The following is a 16,657-nucleotide window of genomic DNA, read 5'->3' as shown; positions in this document are numbered from 1 at the left end:
GTGCTTGTGGGCCGTGCCGACCTTATTCGTCTGCTCGGGGGCCCACCGGGCGGCCCCAAGTATGGCCTCAACGGGTGTCCCGGCAGGGCGGATCGGCACAACACGTCCGACCGCGATTTTCCCGGACCCACCGCCGCCCGTTCCGGCGATGCGCCATAGTGTCGGTTGCGACTGGTTGGCGCACCCCGCGTGCGTTGGTTCGAGAGTGTGAAGAGGTGCCTGTCAGGTGAGCACGTTGCAGTTCAAGCGCACGGCACGCCTCGCCGCTCCCCGTCCGCCGGGTGGCGAGGTCCACCTGGAACCGCCGCCCGAGGTGCCCCGGGTCATCCCCGGCAACGTCATGATGAAGGCGATGCCGGCGGTCATGATCGTCTCGTCCATCGGGATGATGGTCCTGATGTTCAGCTACAGCAACAAGAACCCCGCCGCGATGATCATGCCGGGCATGATGATGATCTCCACCATCGGCATGATGGCGGGCGGCATGGGCTCCGGCAAGGGCCAGAAGAAGGCCGAGATGAACGAGGACCGCAAGGACTACCTGCGGTACCTCGGCCAGATGCGCGACCGGGCCCGCGAGGCGGCCAACGAGCAGCGCGCCGAGCGCGAGTGGGTGCACCCGGACCCGCAGATGCTGTGGTCGCTGGCCACCACCCGCCGGATGTGGGAGCGCCGGCAGAACGACCCGGACTTCTGCCACCTGCGCGCGGGCCGGGGCTCGCAGCGGCTGGCCACCCGCCTGGTGCCGCCGCAGACCGGTCCGGTGGAGGAGCTGGAGCCCATCGCGACGCTCGCGCTGCGCCGGTTCGTGCGCGCGCACTCGCTGGTGCCCGAGCTGCCGATCTCCATCGCGCTGCGCGGCTTCGCCGCCGTGGGCCTGCTCGGCGGGATCGAGGAGAAGCGCGGCCTGGCCCGCGCGCTGCTGGCGCAGATGGCCACCTTCCACTCCCCGGACGACCTGCTGATCGCGGTCGTCACCACCGGGCGCACCAAGGCCCAGTGGGAGTGGATGAAGTGGCTGCCGCACGTGCAGCACCCGCACATCGTGGACGGCATCGGCCAGATGCGGATGATGGCCGGCTCGCTGGCCGAGGTCGAGCAGATGCTCGACGACCTGCTGCGCGACCGGCAGCGGTTCACCCGCAACGCGCCGCCGCCCGCCGACCAGCCGCACATCGTGATCCTCATCGACGACGGCGACGTGACCCGCGAGGAGCAGATCGTCCTGGAGGAGGGCCTGGTCGGCGTCACGCTGCTGGACCTGTCCGAGTCGCTGGGCAACCTCACCGCGCGGCGCGGCCTGCGGCTGGTGATCGAGGACGGCAAGCTGGGCGCGCGCAGCGCCAGCGGCGTCGAGTGGTTCGGCGGGCCGGACTGGCTCAGCGTGGTCGAGGCCGAGGCGCTGGCCCGGCGGCTCGCGCCCTACCGGGTCGGCGGCGTCGACGCGGGCGGCAGCGACGAGGACCCGCTGTCGATGTCCAACAACCCGCCGCTGATCGAGTTCCTGGGCCTGCCCGGCGACCCGATGACCTTCGACGTCCAGCAGGCGTGGCGGCCCCGGCCGGTGCGCGACCGCTACCGGGTGCCCTTCGGCATCGGCGAGTTCGGCCAGCAGGTCGAGCTGGACATCAAGGAAGCGGCCATGGAGGGCATGGGCCCGCACGGCCTGTGCATCGGCGCGACCGGTTCCGGCAAGTCCGAGTTCCTGCGCACGCTGGTGCTGGGCCTGCTGGCCACGCACTCCTCGACCTCGCTCAACATGATCCTGGTCGACTTCAAGGGCGGCGCGACCTTCCTCGGCCTGGACAAGGCCCCGCACGTGGCGGCGACCATCACCAACCTGGCGGGCGACCTGACCCTGGTCGACCGGATGAAGGACGCCATCGCCGGCGAGGTGGCCCGCCGCCAGGAGGTGCTGGCCAAGGGCAACTACAAGAACGTCTGGGACTACGAGAAGGCCCGCGAGAACGGCGCCGACCTCGACCCGATGCCCGCGCTGTTCATCTGCATCGACGAGTTCTCCGAGATGCTCACCGCCAAGCCGGACTTCATCGACATCTTCCTCCAGATCGGCCGCGTCGGCCGGTCGCTCCAGATGCACATGCTGCTGGCCTCGCAGCGCCTGGAGGAGGGCAAGCTGCGCGGCCTGGACACGTTCCTGTCCTACCGGATCGGTCTCAAGACGTTCTCCGCCGCCGAGTCGCGGGCCGCGATCGGCGTGCCGGACGCCTACGAGCTGCCGCCCATCCCGGGTTCGGGGTACCTGGGCGTGCAGGGCTCGCCGCTGACCCGGTTCAAGGCGCTGTACGTGTCCGGCCCGTACCGGCCCGCCGGCATCCAGGTGGCCGGGCCCTCGGCCGTGGTGTCCAGCGACAAGCGGCCCCGCTTCTTCGTGCCGGACTACGTCGAGATCCCCAAGGAGCCGGTGAAGCCGGTCGAGCCGGTCAAGCAGGAGAAGCAGAAGGAGGACAGCAACGAGCCCAGCGAGCTGGAGGTCATCGTCGAGCGCCTGGTGGGGCAAGGTCCCCCGGCGCACGAGGTGTGGCTGCCGCCGCTGAACGAGCCGCCGTCGCTGGACACCCTGCTCCCGCCGTTGCAGCCGACCGAGGACCGGGGCCTGACCTCGCCCGGCTTCTTCTCCAACGGCAAGCTCCAGGTGCCGCTGGGCGTGGTCGACAAGCCGTTCGAGCAGCGCCGCGACCTGCTGTGGGCGGACTTCGCCGGTGCGGCCGGCCACGGCGCGATCGTCGGCGGCCCGCAGTCGGGCAAGTCGATGATGCTGCGCACCCTGATCACGTCGATGGCGCTCACCCACACCGCCGAGGAGGTGCAGTTCTACTGCCTCGACCTCGGCGGCGGCACGCTCGCGTCACTGGAGAAGCTGCCGCACGTCGGCGGGTTCGCGTCCCGGCTCGACGTGGACAAGGCCCGCCGGATGGTGGCCGAGCTGAGCGGCCTGATCGCCGAGCGCGAGCTGCGGTTCCGCGCGCAGGGCATCGACTCGATGGTCGAGTTCCGCAACCGCAAGCGGCGCGGCGAGATCCGGGACGACGACTTCGGCGACGCGTTCCTGGTGGTCGACGGCTGGATGAACTTCCGGCAGGAGTTCGAGTCGCTGGAGCCGCAGGTCCAGGCGCTGGCCGCGCAGGGCCTGTCCTACGGCGTGCACGTGGTCGTGGCCGCCAACCGGTGGGCGGAGATCCGGCCCGCGATGAAGGACCTGCTGGGCACCCGGTTCGAGCTGCGGCTCGGCGACCCGTCGGAGTCCGACGTGGACCGCAAGGTCGCCGTCAACATCCCGGTCGGGCGGCCCGGTCGCGGCCTGTCGCCGCAGAAGCTGCACTTCCTCACCGCCCTGCCGCGCGTCGACGCGTCCTCGGACGCCGAGACGGTCGCGGGCGGCGTACAGGACATGATCGCCAAGGTGTCCGCCGCGTGGCGCGGCCGGCGCGCCCCGCAGGTCCGGCTGCTGCCCGACCTGCTCCAGCACAACGACCTGATGGGCCAGGTCCAGCAGCTCAACCCCAACCGGGGCAGGCTGGTGCCGGTCGGCGTCAACGAGGACGAGCTCGCGCCGGTCTACCTGGACTTCGAGTCCGACCCGCACTTCATGTGCCTGGCCGACGGCGAGTCCGGCAAGACGAACCTGCTGCGCACGATCGTGCGCGGCATCATGACCAGCTACACCTCGTCCGAGGCGCTGATCATGCTGGTCGACTACCGGCGCACCATGCTCGGCTTCATCGACACCGACCACCTGCTGGCCTACGCCGTGTCGTCGGCGCAGCTCGTGGACATGGTCAAGGACGTGCGCGGCTCGATGACCGGCCGGCTGCCCGGCCCGGACGTCACCCAGGAGCAGCTCAAGAACCGCTCCTGGTGGAAGGGCCCCGAGCTGTTCGTCGTCGTGGACGACTACGACCTGGTCGCCCCGCAGGGCGCGCAGAACCCGCTCCAGCCGCTGGCCGAGTTCATCCCGCAGGCCAAGGACGTCGGTCTGCACATCATCGCGGTCCGCCGCATGGGTGGCGCGTCGCGGGCCATGTACGACCCGGTGCTGGGCAAGCTCAAGGAGATCTCGGCCCCGATCCTGGTCGGCTCCGGCTCGAAGGAGGAGGGCGCGATCGTCGGCACCCTCAAGGCGTCGCCGCAACCGCCCGGCCGGGGCACGCTGGTCACCCGCAAGTTCGGCCAGCAGCGCATCCAGGTCGCCTGGATCCAGCCGGACTGACCGCTCACGACGCACGCAGGGCCCCGCCACGGCGGGGCCCTGCTCGTTCTGTTCCCGGGGCGCGGCCGTCACGGTCCGGGGGCGCGCGGTCGCCGTGCGCGGGAGGTGACCGGCGGAGTCGGCTCTCCGGGGCTACGCGGTGGTGCAGGGCACTCGGAAGAGGTCGGCGGCGCGCTGCGGCCCGAGCCTGCGCAGACCGATGTTGAGCGAGCGGGCGGAGGTGCCGGGGGCGCGTCCGTGGGGGACGCACACGCCGTCGAACAGCACCGGGCCCCGGTAGCCCCGGATGCCGGCGGGGCCGGCGATGAGGGTGGTGCCCACCGGGTCCAGCGGCACCACCAGGCGCAGGTCGCCGAACCGGCGCGAGTCGAGCCGGAAGCCGACGCCGCCCGCGTCGTCGCGGGCGAAGTACAGCCGCAGCCGGGGGCTGACCCGCAGGCCCGTGGCGTCCGCGACCAGCGCGGGCAGGTCCCAGCCGAGCACCTCGGCCCGGGTGTCGTCGCCGATGTGGGCGTACCGCTCGCCGTCGCCGTCGCGGCCGTAGCGGGCCAGCATCCGGTCGGCGTCGGCGCGGATCGCGGACGTGTCGGGCAGCGGTAAGGGCACCGGCGCGTCGAGCAGCCGGTCACCGCCGAGCATCCCGGCCAGCAGCCGCAGCTCGCGGTCGGCGGGCGTGTCCGGCACGGGCAGGTCGCGCACGGACGCGACCCCGCGCAGCGCGTCGGTCCACCGGGCGGCGTGCCGGAGGGCCCGTTCACCGGTCAGCGCGTGCGGACCGGGTAACACCTCGATCGCGGACATGGTCGGCTCCGTTCGGCCCGGGCGGCGGGACGCGGGGCGGAGGTCGCCCCGCCTGCGGGCATCATCCAGCCCATTATGTGAACAGCGGGTGCCGGACCACCCCCTGAACCGGGTTCTGCTCGATCGGGGGACCTGCACCAACCACTCCGGTGACGGTCCGGCCGGCCCGCCCACCGCACGGGGGGCGGCGGCCGGCGGAGGACCGTCCATGCGTCTCGCGGGCGGCCTGCGGCCCGCCGGACGGCGACACCGGAACCGCCCGTTCGCGTGGCCCGCAGGTGGACGGTGACAGTCGGGTCGCGCCACCGCTTCCCAGCGCCGTCCCGGCACGCGGCGCGCGGTCGGAGCGCCGTCGCGCGAGTGGCCGGACCCGGCCGCCCGGTCGGGCCGGTCCGGATACCCTCCAGGCAGCCGGTGACGAGGGGATGCCCGATGAGCTTGCGCGTGGCGGTCGACTTCGGGACGTCGAGCACCTGCGTGGCCATCTCGGTCGACGGCCGGGAACCGCAGGTCGTCGTGGTCGACGGCCAGCCGATCCTGCCCTCCGCCGTGTTCGCGGCGGCGGACGGCGCGCTGTTCGTCGGCCAGGAGGCCGAGCGGCAGGCGGCGGTGGACCCCTCCCGCTACGAGCCGCACCCGAAGCGCCGGGTGGACGAGGGCGAACTGCTGCTGGGCACCAGCGTGCTCAAGGTCGTGGACGTGGTGCGCGCGGTGCTCACCCGGGTGGTGACCGAGGCCCGGCACGTGGCCGGCGGCGTGCCGGTCGACCTGCTGGTGCTGACCCACCCGGCGGACTGGGGCGCGATCCGGACCGGGGTGCTGGCCGAGGCCGGCCGGGGGCTGGGCCAGGAGCTGCGGCTGGTGCCCGAGCCGGTGGCCGCCGCCGTGTTCCACTCGGCGTCGCACGCGGTCCGGGAGGGCGCGGTGCTCGCCGTGCTCGACCTGGGCGGCGGCACGGTCGACGCGAGCGTCGTGGTCCGGCGGGGCGGCGGGTTCCGGGTGCTGGCCACCAAGGGCGACCCGACGTTCGGCGGCGCGGACGTCGACCAGGCGCTGCTGGAGCACGTCGGCTCGCTGGTCTCGCCGGGCGACCCGGAGGCGTGGCGGGAGCTGGTGGAGGGGCGCGGGATGGCCGAGCGGCGCAAGCGCCGGGTGCTGCGCCAGGACGTGCGGGGCGCGAAGGAGACGCTGTCCCGGCACTCCTACACCGACGTGCCGATGCCGCCGCCGTTCCCGGACGCCCACGTGACCCGCGCGGACTTGGAGCGCCTGATCGGCCCGCCGCTGACCCGGGCCGCCGCGCTGGTGGCCGGCGCGGTGCGCGACGCCGGCCTGGACCCGCGCGCGCTGGCCGGGGTGTTCCTGGTCGGCGGCTCCAGCCGCATCCCGCTGGTCGGCAGGCTGGTGCTGGAGCAGACCGGGGTGGTGCCGACCAGCATCGACCAGCCGGAGACGGTGGTCGCCCGGGGCGCGCTGCGCGCGGTGAGCGCGGACCCGATGCGCACCGGCGCGCTGCCCGAGCAGGGCGTGACGCAGAAGATCACCGACGACGCCACCCGCAAGCTCACCCGCCGGATCGCCGCCGGTGCCCCGTCGCCGCCCGCCGGCTTCCCCCGCCCGCCGTACTTCCCGCAGCAGCCGCCCCCGCCGCCGCCCCGGCCGCGCAGCCGCACGCCGCTGGTCGTCGGGGTGTCCCTCGGCCTGGCCGTGGTGGTCGGCGGGTCGGTCGCGTACGCGCTGACCAAGCGCACCGCCGACGAGGTGGGGCCGACGACGTCGTCCGGCGAGCCGGGCAAGACCATCGCCCAGTACGACTACCGGTTCGTCGCGCCGCCCGGCTGGGACCAGAGCGGCGGCGCGGCGGGCACCCGGCAGGTGTTCCTCAAGCCGCTGGCCCCGGAGTCGCCCGACGACGTGATCACGGTGACCGAGCGCAAGCTCGACTACGACTCGTCGGCGGACCGGGCGCGAGCGGAGCGGGAGCTGCGCGCCGAGTACGACAAGGGCTCGGACCTGTCCGGTTTCGACACCTCCGGGAGCTTCGGCGGCAAGGATGTCGTTTACTACCGGGAGCGGGCGGGTACCGCGACGATCGACTGGTACGTGCTGTTCCAGCGCGACGCCCAGGTGAGCGTGGGCTGCCAGGCGCCGCCGTCCGGTGAGGACCGCGTCCGCCGGGCGTGCGAGCAGGTCGTCCGCACGCTGACCGTGACCAACTGACCGCGCGAGTGGGGGTACGACGGTGACCGGTGTCCCGGAGGTCTTCGCCCGGTTCCGCGCGGACGTCGACGCGGCCGTGACGAGGGGCCGCCGGGCCGCCGCCGACGCGGGCGCGCGGACCGCCGCGCTGCGCGAGCGCAACCGGGGGCTCGCCGACCGGGCCAGGGCCCGCGACGTGCAGCCGGAGCGGCACGCGCCGACCTCCGAGGACGTGCGCCGGGTGGCGACCGGGTTCCGGGCGCACCGGGGCCTTTCGGTCGAGTGGTTGCCGACCGGTGCGGAACTGCTCGCGCCGGAACCCGGGAAATCGCACGAGCAAACGGACGCGAATGCAAATACCGCATCGCGGCGGACTTCCGAAGGGGCCCGCCCGGTGGCCGGCCCGAGCGGTCGGCTGCCCGTCGAACCGGCCGATGACGAGGACTTTTCGCAAGCGCGAATCCTCTACTGACCCCCGCCCCGGCGGGGTGGTCGTTTACTAGCGCAACTACTTGGGAAGAAGCCACGACAGCGCGGAACCGACCGTGGCACCCTCTGCGTCAGAAGCCTTGTACGAACCGAGAAGGCAAGCACGCCTGGTCTCGCCGACATAGGGGGTCATACCCAATGGCTGGTTACGCAACCGGAGTTCCGGCGCTTGAGAACGCCGCCAAGGACATCATGGGCACGAACGAGAACGTGCAGGGCATCCTGCGCAACCTCGGTTCCACCATTGATGGCCTCGCCCCCGCGTGGAAGGGTTCCGCGGCGGACGCGTTCAACAACCTGATGCTCCGGTTCAACGACGACGCCGCGAAGCTCCAGGAGGCGCTGGTCGCCATCGCCGAGCAGATCACCGGCAGCGTCCAGACCTACGTCCAGCAGGAAGAGGAGCAGGCCCAGGAGATGTCGACCATCACCGGTCGCCTCGGCGGCGGCGCGTGACGGCGAATTCGCCGGCACCCGCTCCACTGCTTTTCCAGAATTACCCTCCTGTACGTTTTGAATTCACCTCCAAGGGGAGATCATGAACGACGAGATCAAGATCGACTTCGGCGCTCTCGGTTCGGCTGCCGGTGACATCCAGGGCCAGGCCGCGAAGGTGCAGGAGGAGCTGGAGCAGCTCAAGTCCCGCATCGCGCCGGTCATCGCCCAGTGGGAAGGTGCCACCTCCGGTGCCTACCAGGAGGTCCAGGCCAAGTGGGACAACTCGGCCGCCGACCTGCAGCAGGTCCTGGCCGCGATCGGCACCGCCGTCGCCTCGGCGAACGACGCCTACTCCGCCGCGGAGCAGAAGAACACCGCGCGTTGGTGAACCGCGTCACCACGTGACCCCTCGCGGGCCCCGGAGCCGCACCGGCATCCGGGGCTCGCGTACGTCTGCCCCGGGTGCGGCCTCGCCGCCGGGTGAACGGCCCGCGCGGCGGCCCTCGACGACGCGGTGCGCGTCCGTCCTCGGCACGTCCGCTCCCGACGTCCCGGGCGCTTCCGCCGGGGTGATCACGGGGCGGCGGTCGCCCGGGTGCGGCCCGGCCGGCGGGGGTGCGTACTCTCGAAGACCTGAACGTCGCGTTACGGGCGTTCTGACGGGTCCTCCCGTCCGGTGTCCGAGTCGCCCCGGCGACGAGGGCTCCGACCCGGTTGGACGGGGTCGTTTTGACCCGGCCACGGCCCAACCGGTATCTTCCTACGTTGTTGTGCGGTACCCGGTGCGCACTCGCGTGCCTCGTTCTGGTCCACCTGCCCACCTGGGGTGTCTGGCCCGAGCAGCCGCCGCAATGACCCCAGACGCAAGTGACGACGAGGTAGACCCGTGCGCACGTACAGCCCGAAGCCCGGCGAGGTGACCCGAGCCTGGCACGTGATCGACGCCCAGGACGTGGTGCTCGGTCGGCTCGCCACCCAGGCCGCGACGCTGCTGCGCGGCAAGCACAAGCCGACTTACGCCCCCCACGTTGACACCGGTGACTTCGTCATCATCATCAACGCGGACAAGGTGGCGCTGACCGGCAAGAAGCGTGACCAGGAGTTCGTGTACCGGCACTCCGGCCACCCCGGCGGCCTCCGCCAGCGGTCGTTCGGCGAGGTGCTCGACACCCGTGCCGACCGGCTGGTCGAGAAGGCGATCAAGGGCATGCTGCCCAAGAACCGCCTCGGCCGCGTGATCGCCGGCAAGCTCAAGGTCTACACGGGCCCGAGCCACCCGCACACGGCGCAGCAGCCGCAGCCGTTCGAGATCAAGAAGGTCGCCCAGTGACCGAGGAAAACGCCGTGACCACCCCTGAGGCCGAGGTCGACGCCGTCGAGACCGCCGACGTCGAGGCCACCGAGACCGCCGACGTCGAGGCGACCGAGGCCCCCGAGGCCGAGGCGACCGACTCCGGGACCGCCGAGGTCGAGGGCGACGAGGCCGAGCCGGCCCCCGCCCCCGTCGTCCGCCCCGTGCTCAGCGCGGGCGCGCACCACCTGGCGCAGACCGTGGGTCGCCGCAAGGAGGCCATCGTCCGGGTGCGCCTGCTGCCCGGCACCGGCAAGTTCACCCTGAACGGGAAGTCCCTCGAGGCGTACTTCCCGAACAAGGTGCACCAGCAGCTCATCCGCGAGCCCCTGGTGACCACGGAGAAGCCCGAGACCTTCGACGTCGTGGCGAACCTGCGCGGCGGCGGCACCACCGGCCAGGCCGGTGCGCTGCGCCTGGCCATCGCCCGCGCGCTGATCGCCGTGGACTCCGAGGACCGCCCGGTGCTGAAGAAGGCCGGCTTCCTCACCCGCGACCCCCGGGTCAAGGAGCGCAAGAAGTACGGTCTGAAGAAGGCCCGCAAGGCGCCTCAGTACAGCAAGCGCTGACCTCACGGTCGAGATTTCCGGCAGTACCCTGCGGGAGCAGCCAGTTCTTCGTCGAACTGCTGCTCCCGCAGTGCTTTCCGCCCGTTGTTGTGTGGTTCATCACGGAGGTCATGGCGATCATGGGTCGGCTGTTCGGCACTGACGGCGTACGTGGTCTGGCGAACGCCGACCTGACACCGGAACTCGCGCTCTCGGTGGCCGCCTCGGCCGCCCGGGTGCTCGCCGAGCACGACCGCTCGCACCGACCGGTCGCCGTGGTCGGCCGCGACCCCCGGGCCAGCGGCGAGATGCTGGAGGCCGCCGTGGTGGCGGGCCTCACCGCCGCCGGCGCCGACGTGCTGCTCGCGGGCGTGCTGCCCACGCCGGCCGTGGCGCACCTGGTCGCCGCGCTGGGCGCGGACATGGGCGTGATGATCTCCGCCTCGCACAACCCGATGCCCGACAACGGCGTGAAGCTGTTCGGCTCCGGCGGGCACAAGCTGGCCGACGCGGTCGAGGACGAGATCGAGCGCCGGATGGGCGAGCCCGGCCACCGGCCGACCGGCGCGGGCATCGGCCGGGTCCGGGTGGTCGAGGACGCCGAGGGCCAGTACGTCGAGCACCTGCTCAAGGTCACCCCGCACCGCCTGGACGGCATCAAGGTGGTCGTGGACTGCGCGAACGGGGCCGCGTCCGCCGCCGCGCCGGACGCCTACCGCCGGGCCGGGGCCGAGGTCGTGGAGATCCACGCCCGCCCGGACGGCCTGAACATCAACGACGGCTGCGGGTCCACCCACCTCGACCTGGTCCGCGCGGCCGTGGTGGAGCACGGCGCGGACCTGGGCATCGCGCACGACGGCGACGCGGACCGCTGCCTGGCCGTGGACGCGGCCGGCGAGGACGTGGACGGCGACCAGATCATGGCGGTCCTCGCGCTGGCCATGAAGGACGCCGGCGAGCTGACCGACGACACCCTGGTCGCCACCGTGATGAGCAACCTCGGCCTGCACCTGGCGATGCGCGAGCACGGCGTGACCTTGCGCACGGCCGCCGTGGGCGACCGGTACGTGCTGGAGGAGCTGCACGCGGGCGGGTTCGCGCTGGGCGGCGAGCAGTCCGGGCACGTGGTGCTCCCCGCGCACGCCACCACCGGCGACGGCCTGCTGACCGCGCTGCGGCTGATGTCGCGGATGGCCGAGACCGGGAAGTCGCTGGCCGAGCTGGCGGGCGTGATGCGGCGGCTGCCGCAGGTGCTGATCAACGTCGTCGTGGGCGACAAGGCGGCGGTGGCCGGCGACGCGGCGGTGGGCGAGGCCGTGGCGGCGGTGGGCGAGGAGCTGGGCGAGACCGGCCGCGTGCTGCTCCGGCCGTCCGGCACCGAGCAGCTCGTGCGCGTGATGGTGGAGGCGTCCACCCACGAACTGGCGGAGTCGGCGGCGCGTCGCCTGGCGGGTGTGGTTTCCTCGGTGGGCTGATGGCCGAGGCGTCGGGAGTGCTGGCATGGGTATCGGGTTCGGCCCGCTGATCGTGATCGTCCTGCTCGTCGCCGCCGTCGTGGTGGGGATCGTCGTGCTGGTGAAGCGGAGCAAGGGCCGCGCGCACCCTCCCGGCCAGGCCCCCTGCGGCCAGTTCACTCCCGGCCGGTTCCCGCCGGGCCAACCGCCGCAGGGCCAGTTCCCGCCGGGTCAGTTCCCGCCGGGGCAGGCCCCGCACGGTCGTCCGCAGGGTCAGTTCCCGCCCGGCCCGCCGCCGGGGCAATTCCCGCCGCCGCCGGCCGCGCCCCCTCCGCCGCCCCGGCAGGGCTGACCCCGGCCCGGCCCGTTCACACCTGCAAGGACCAGCGCGGAAAATGCGCCCGGCGTCCCCGAGGGGTGTCACGATGGGAACCGGGCACCGGAGCGTCGCGTCACAACGGACGAGTTCGGTTGGAGGTCGTGGCCGTCGTGCCACGGAGGGGAGTGGAGCGCCGTGGCCGGTTACGGCACCAGCACCGAGGCCATGCAAAAAGCCTCGAAGGGCATTTCCGACGCCGCGAAGGACACGGCGGACGATCTGAAGAAGGTCGGCCAGACCGAGACCACCGAAGGCGAATTCGGTCAGGCGCACAAACAGCACTTCGCCAAGTACAAGTCCGGGATCGAGAATTTCGGCAAGGGCATCACCAACATGGCGGGCACGCTCGGCGGGTTCGCGGGCAAGATCGCCTCCGGTGCCGCGACCTACGGTGACGTCGAGTCCACGAACGCGCAAAACGTGGGGAGCCAGTACTGATGGCCGGGCCGAGCTGGGACGACGTCAAGGCGGTCCTCGACGACCCGAACGTGTCGGAGGCCAAGAAGCAGGACCTGATGTACGCGTACGTCGCCTCGACGCCGCCGTGGGACATCCCGGACGGCGCGGACACGTACAAGGACCGGTACGACACGTCCAGCTTCTGGGACTGGGGCGCCGGCAGCGACGACGACCTGCAGGACCGCCTGGACGAGGCCAAGGCCGAGAGCGACACCAAGGGCTACAACAGCCGCGAGCAGACCAAGGCCGTGGAGCAGGGCCAGACGTCGCTGGACGGCAAGCAGCCGCCGACCGCGTCCGGCTCCGGCACCAAGACCTCCGACGAGCTGTTCGACGCGGGCCAGGCGGGCCTGAAGGTGTTCGAGAAGTTCCTGCCGATCTGGAACAACCGGCCCGGCGACTGCCTCGGCAGCACGACGAACCTCGACTTCGGCCAGCACATCCAGACGCCGTACAACGAGCAGCGCGGCATCAACTTCCAGAAGTTCCTCGCCGAGGCCGACGAGTTCAGCACCGCCAAGTCGAAGATCGACGAGATGAAGACCGACGTCGACGGGCAGCTGAAGACGCTCTACGGCGAGTGGGAGGGCAAGGCCGCCACCAAGTCCTACGAGCACTACACCGACAAGATCGTCCCGAAGATCACCGAGCTGGGCGACGGCCTGAACGGCGCGGCGGAGCTGACCCGCACGGCGGTCGGCGGCGTCTACGAGCTGTGCAAGGGCAAGGCCGACGAGGTCCTGGAGATGTACCGGGAGCGCGTCGCCAAGGCCGACACGTTCATGGCCGAGAAGGTCGTCTCGTTCGCGCGCGGCGAGGGCGACTACGGCAAGGACCGGGTGCGCGAGATCGCCGGGTGGGTCGACTCGGTGGTACCCGGCAGCAACATCGCGGAACGCCTCAACGACGACGACTGCAGCCTGAACGACGAGAACAAAGAGTTCGCGATCAACCAGTGCAAGCGGTGGATCCAGCAGTCGTTCAACGTCGAGTTCTGGGGCCTGTACGAGCAGTTCAAGACCTGCTGCTCGGACACCAAGACCTCGGTGGACGCCAAGTGGGAGACCCTGGCGTCCTACATGGCCGGCTTCGAGAACCCGTTCCCGGCGGTCTCCGACGACAAGGGCGGCGACGACGGCAAGGGCGACGGCAACGGCGGCGGCAAGGAGAAGGGCGGCGGCCCGGGTTCGGGCGGCGGTTCCGGCTCGGGCGGTGGCTCGGGCTCCGGTGGCGGCACGGGTTCCGGCGGTGGCGGCGGCACGCCGTCCGTCCCGGAGATCCCGAAGCCGGAGAACCCGCTGGACAAGGACGGCGACGGCAAGCCCGACGACATCAAGATCCCCGGTGACACCGACGGCGACGGCAAGCCCGACGACCTGGACGGCGACGGCAAGCCCGACGACAAGGACGGCGACGGCAAGCCGGACGGCGTGAAGGGCGAGGAGGAGCCGGAGACCGTCACCATCAAGAGCGGTGACAACGAGATCAAGGTCACCGAGCCGGACGAGAACGGCCACGTGCTGATCACCGTCGACACGCCGACCAGCGAGCCGAAGACCTACGACGTCGACTTCAGCGACAACCCCGACGCGCTCAAGGCCCTGACCGGCCAGAACGGCGGCGCGGCGCTCGCTTCGGCGCTGGCCGGCGCGACCGGTGCCCCGGCGACCGCCGGTGTGCAGGGCACGCCCGGCGCGGCGGTCGGCGCGGGTGGTGTCGCCGCGGGCGGCGGTGGCGCGGACGGCGCGATCCCGGTCGAGGCCGGCGCGGACGGCAAGGCGGTGATCGAGCTGGACGGCCTGGCCATCACCGCCGAGGTCGACCCGCTGACCGGTGAGATCAACCTGACCGTCGACAACGGCGACGGCACCCCCGAGGAGTACGGCGTCGAGTTCGGCCAGGACTCGGCGGAGGACGCGCTGCCGCCGCTGCCCGGCCGCGACGAGGCCGTGACCGCGATGCCCGCGCCGGCCGAGCCGGCGATCGGGCTGGACCCGGGCTTCGCGCCGGACCCCGGTGCGTCCGGTCCGGGCGGGCTGCCCGACCCCTCGGGCTCGGGTGGCGCGGACGCGGGCTTCGCGCCCGGCGTCACCGAACCCGTGGCCGCCGCGCCGGGCACCACCGAGCCGGTCGGGGCCGCGCCCGGCTTCACCGAGCCGGTGGCCGCCGTGCCGGGCTTCACCGAGCCGGTGGCCGCGATGCCGGCGTTCACGGAGCCGGCGGGCGGTGCTCCGGGCGGCTTCACCGAGCCCGCCGGGCAGCACGGTGGTCAGCAGTTCGGCGGCCAGCAGTTCGGGGGCCAGTTCGGCGGGCCGCAGTTCGGTGGCCAGCAGTTCGGCGGGCCGCAGTTCGACCAGGGCTTCGCCCCGGCGCACGACTCGGGCGGCACGACCAGCGCGTCGGGCGCCTCGGTGTTCGGCGGCGGTGCGGGCGGCTTCAACGGCGCGGATTCCGTGCTCGGCGGCCCGACCAGCTCGGACGGCATGTGGAACAGCCCGTCCGGCAGCGCCGACCAGGGGCTCAACGCGGACACCAACGCCTCCAACGCGGGCCAGGCCGGCTCGGCCACCCTGCCGTCCATGCAGGACCAGCACGGTCAGCCGGCGTCGTCTCCCGGCGGCGGGATGATGGGCGGCGGGATGATGGGCGGCGGCATGGCCGGCGGTGGCCAGCAGCAGGGCGGCGGCGACACCGAGCGCAGCCCCGGGCAGTGGCGCACCACCGGGTCGCTGTTCGACGACGACGTGAGCCTCAGCCGCGTGCAGGGCGTGCTGGGTGAGGAGGGCCGATGAGCGTCGCGTCCGACCGGTTGGCAGCGGCCAAGAGCCGCATGGACGAGATCTCCCGGGAGCACGCGGACCGGCGCGAGCTGCGCGAGCGCCGGTCCCGGGAAGCCCGGGAGAAGGCGGGCGCGAGCCTGGACAAGCAGGCCGCGGTGGCCGAGAAGACCATCGAGCGCATCCAGGAGGCCGGCAAGCGCCAGAAGGCGGCCGGCGGCTGGGGCACCACGGCGGCCACGGAGAAGAAGAGCGGCGAGTACAGCTTCGGCAGCGAGGACGACGAGCCGACCTACCAGGCCCCGGCGCCCGGCACCGGCTGGGCTTCGGGCCCCGCGCCGACGCCGCCGCCGGCCCCGCCGGTCGCCCCGCCGCCCCCGGCACCGGTCCGCCCGGCACCCCGCCGGCCCGCGCCGGTCGACGACGAGGACGACTTCGGCGGCCAGAGCTGGCTCACCTGAGCCGGTAGTCGACGGACCGGTGCTGAGCGGCGGCACCGGACCGGCTCGTGAGCACGTGCTCCGGCCCCGACCCGGAACCCGGGTCGGGGCCGAGGTCGTCCGTCGTCCGGCGTGGTCGGTCAGCGGCGGGCGGGGACGCTGCCGCCGGTGGTCGCCCCGCGCCGGTAGGTCAGGGGAGCGCCCTTCACGTCGTCCTCCAGCAGGGCGTCCCACCGCCGGTCGCCCTTGAGCACGCGCAGCAGGAACGCCGTGGTCAGCGCCCGCGCGAACTTCTGGGCCGTGCGCTCGCCCCGGCCGTCGAGCAGCAGCTCGCTCCAGTGCCGGCCCTCGGCGAACCCGAGGTGGCTGGTCTTCGGCAGCGTCCGCAGCTGCACCGGCCCGGTCCACGCCTCGGCGATCGCCTCGGCGTGCCCGACCGGGGGCGCGATGCGGTCCTCGCCCGCCGCGAGGTGCAGGCCCGGCACGCGCACGCGGCGCGCGGCGTCCAGCGCCGACGGGCGGGTCTCGGTCGCGGCCAGCGTCACGACCGCGCGCACCCGCTCGTCCTCGGCCGCCGCGAGCACGGCCGCGCCGCCGCCCATGGAGTGCCCGGCGACCGCGAGCCGCTCCGGGTCGACGCTGATGTCGCCCTCGCCCAACCGGACGCCGGTGCACACGTCGAGCGTGGTGCGCAGGTTCCCGGCGAGCAGCCGGGAGGACATCAGCGGCCCGCGCTGGGTGCCCGGCGCGGCGGCGACGACGCCCCACGACGCCAGGTGCCGCAGCAGGGCCCGGTACCGCTCCACCGGTTGCAGCCACCCGTGGCCGAACGCCACCGCCGGCAGGCCGAGGCCCGAGGCCGGGGTGTAGACCAGGCCGGGCAGCCCGACCAGGGCCAGGTCGCCGCGCAGGACCGGGTGTTCGCCGGGCCTGCCGAGCTGGTCGAGCACCTGCTTCGCCGAGTAGCCGCTCACCGGCGCAACGGTAGTCGATCGCCCACCGGGCCCGCACGCCTCGATTGGTCTACACCACTGGGGACTGTGACCTGCGATAACGTCCTGAAGTGGCCCTTTCGGATGCCGTCCCTGGTC

At 72.8% G+C, this 16,657-nt stretch carries 14 protein-coding genes; 12 read left to right on the top strand and 2 right to left on the bottom strand.

Going from position 1 to position 16,657, the window contains the following annotated elements:
- Window positions 1–226 precede the first annotated feature (226 nt).
- Window positions 227–4,231, top strand: coding sequence for a type VII secretion protein EccCa (gene eccCa / locus AB0I60_RS18465; protein WP_360731296.1), 4,005 nt, complete (start codon window positions 227–229; stop codon window positions 4,229–4,231).
- Window positions 4,232–4,363: 132 nt separating this feature from the next.
- Here eccCa and AB0I60_RS18460 read toward each other — a convergent pair whose 3' ends face one another.
- On the bottom strand, window positions 4,364–5,032 hold the full coding sequence (locus AB0I60_RS18460) for a hypothetical protein (RefSeq protein WP_360731294.1): 669 nt from the start codon (window positions 5,030–5,032) through the stop codon (window positions 4,364–4,366).
- 432 nt (window positions 5,033–5,464) lie between these two features.
- On the opposite strand from AB0I60_RS18460, the gene AB0I60_RS18455 reads away from it, so the two are divergent.
- From AB0I60_RS18455 to AB0I60_RS18405, 11 genes are all read left to right on the top strand, one after another.
- Window positions 5,465–7,252, top strand: coding sequence for a type VII secretion-associated protein (locus tag AB0I60_RS18455; RefSeq protein ID WP_360731292.1), 1,788 nt, complete (start codon window positions 5,465–5,467; stop codon window positions 7,250–7,252).
- A gap of 22 nt (window positions 7,253–7,274) precedes the next feature.
- Window positions 7,275–7,703: a hypothetical protein gene (locus tag AB0I60_RS18450; protein ID WP_360731291.1), complete on the top strand. Its 429-nt coding sequence runs from the start codon at window positions 7,275–7,277 to the stop codon at window positions 7,701–7,703.
- Between the two features lie 155 nt (window positions 7,704–7,858).
- Window positions 7,859–8,176, top strand: a complete 318-nt coding sequence (locus AB0I60_RS18445; protein ID WP_360731289.1) for a WXG100 family type VII secretion target — start codon at window positions 7,859–7,861, stop codon at window positions 8,174–8,176.
- 82 nt (window positions 8,177–8,258) lie between these two features.
- Window positions 8,259–8,546, top strand: a complete 288-nt coding sequence (locus AB0I60_RS18440) for a WXG100 family type VII secretion target (protein WP_360731287.1) — start codon at window positions 8,259–8,261, stop codon at window positions 8,544–8,546.
- Between the two features lie 498 nt (window positions 8,547–9,044).
- Window positions 9,045–9,488, top strand: coding sequence for a 50S ribosomal protein L13 (gene rplM / locus AB0I60_RS18435; protein WP_015105213.1), 444 nt, complete (start codon window positions 9,045–9,047; stop codon window positions 9,486–9,488).
- 14 nt (window positions 9,489–9,502) lie between these two features.
- Window positions 9,503–10,078 (top strand): 30S ribosomal protein S9, encoded by a 576-nt coding sequence (rpsI, locus tag AB0I60_RS18430; RefSeq protein WP_360731285.1) that lies wholly within the window; start codon window positions 9,503–9,505, stop codon window positions 10,076–10,078.
- Window positions 10,079–10,197: 119 nt separating this feature from the next.
- Window positions 10,198–11,532, top strand: a complete 1,335-nt coding sequence (gene glmM / locus AB0I60_RS18425; RefSeq protein ID WP_360731365.1) for a phosphoglucosamine mutase — start codon at window positions 10,198–10,200, stop codon at window positions 11,530–11,532.
- 25 nt (window positions 11,533–11,557) lie between these two features.
- The gene (locus AB0I60_RS18420; RefSeq protein WP_360731283.1) at window positions 11,558–11,863 is read left to right on the top strand and encodes a hypothetical protein; all 306 of its coding nucleotides are present in this window, start codon (window positions 11,558–11,560) and stop codon (window positions 11,861–11,863) included.
- Window positions 11,864–12,025: 162 nt separating this feature from the next.
- On the top strand, window positions 12,026–12,328 hold the full coding sequence (locus tag AB0I60_RS18415) for a hypothetical protein (RefSeq protein ID WP_360731281.1): 303 nt from the start codon (window positions 12,026–12,028) through the stop codon (window positions 12,326–12,328).
- Window positions 12,328–15,141 (top strand): WXG100 family type VII secretion target, encoded by a 2,814-nt coding sequence (locus AB0I60_RS18410; RefSeq protein WP_360731279.1) that lies wholly within the window; start codon window positions 12,328–12,330, stop codon window positions 15,139–15,141. Before AB0I60_RS18415 ends, AB0I60_RS18410 begins: the two co-directional genes overlap by 1 nt.
- Complete coding sequence (locus tag AB0I60_RS18405) at window positions 15,138–15,587, top strand: hypothetical protein (RefSeq protein WP_360731277.1); 450 nt, start codon at window positions 15,138–15,140, stop codon at window positions 15,585–15,587. Before AB0I60_RS18410 ends, AB0I60_RS18405 begins: the two co-directional genes overlap by 4 nt.
- A gap of 119 nt (window positions 15,588–15,706) precedes the next feature.
- On the opposite strand, the gene AB0I60_RS18400 is transcribed toward AB0I60_RS18405, so the two are convergent.
- Window positions 15,707–16,540: a dienelactone hydrolase family protein gene (locus AB0I60_RS18400; RefSeq protein WP_360731276.1), complete on the bottom strand. Its 834-nt coding sequence runs from the start codon at window positions 16,538–16,540 to the stop codon at window positions 15,707–15,709.
- Window positions 16,541–16,657 lie beyond the last annotated feature (117 nt).

This window comes from Actinosynnema sp. NPDC050436 (assembly GCF_040655415.1).
Lineage (GTDB): Bacteria > Actinomycetota > Actinomycetes > Mycobacteriales > Pseudonocardiaceae > Actinosynnema.
This window is presented reverse-complemented; position numbering and strand designations above follow the sequence as displayed.

Excerpts from the sequence above, each read along its gene's own strand:
- AB0I60_RS18460 (WP_360731294.1), bottom strand. The coding sequence starts at position 5,032 with ATGTCCGCGATCGAGGTGTTACCCGGTCCGCACGCGCTGACCGGTGAA.
- AB0I60_RS18455 (WP_360731292.1), top strand. The coding sequence starts at position 5,465 with ATGAGCTTGCGCGTGGCGGTCGACTTCGGGACGTCGAGCACCTGCGTG.
- AB0I60_RS18445 (WP_360731289.1), top strand. The coding sequence starts at position 7,859 with ATGGCTGGTTACGCAACCGGAGTTCCGGCGCTTGAGAACGCCGCCAAG.
- AB0I60_RS18440 (WP_360731287.1), top strand. The coding sequence starts at position 8,259 with ATGAACGACGAGATCAAGATCGACTTCGGCGCTCTCGGTTCGGCTGCC.
- glmM (WP_360731365.1), top strand. The coding sequence starts at position 10,198 with ATGGGTCGGCTGTTCGGCACTGACGGCGTACGTGGTCTGGCGAACGCC.
- AB0I60_RS18420 (WP_360731283.1), top strand. The coding sequence starts at position 11,558 with ATGGGTATCGGGTTCGGCCCGCTGATCGTGATCGTCCTGCTCGTCGCC.
- AB0I60_RS18410 (WP_360731279.1), top strand. The coding sequence starts at position 12,328 with ATGGCCGGGCCGAGCTGGGACGACGTCAAGGCGGTCCTCGACGACCCG.
- AB0I60_RS18405 (WP_360731277.1), top strand. The coding sequence starts at position 15,138 with ATGAGCGTCGCGTCCGACCGGTTGGCAGCGGCCAAGAGCCGCATGGAC.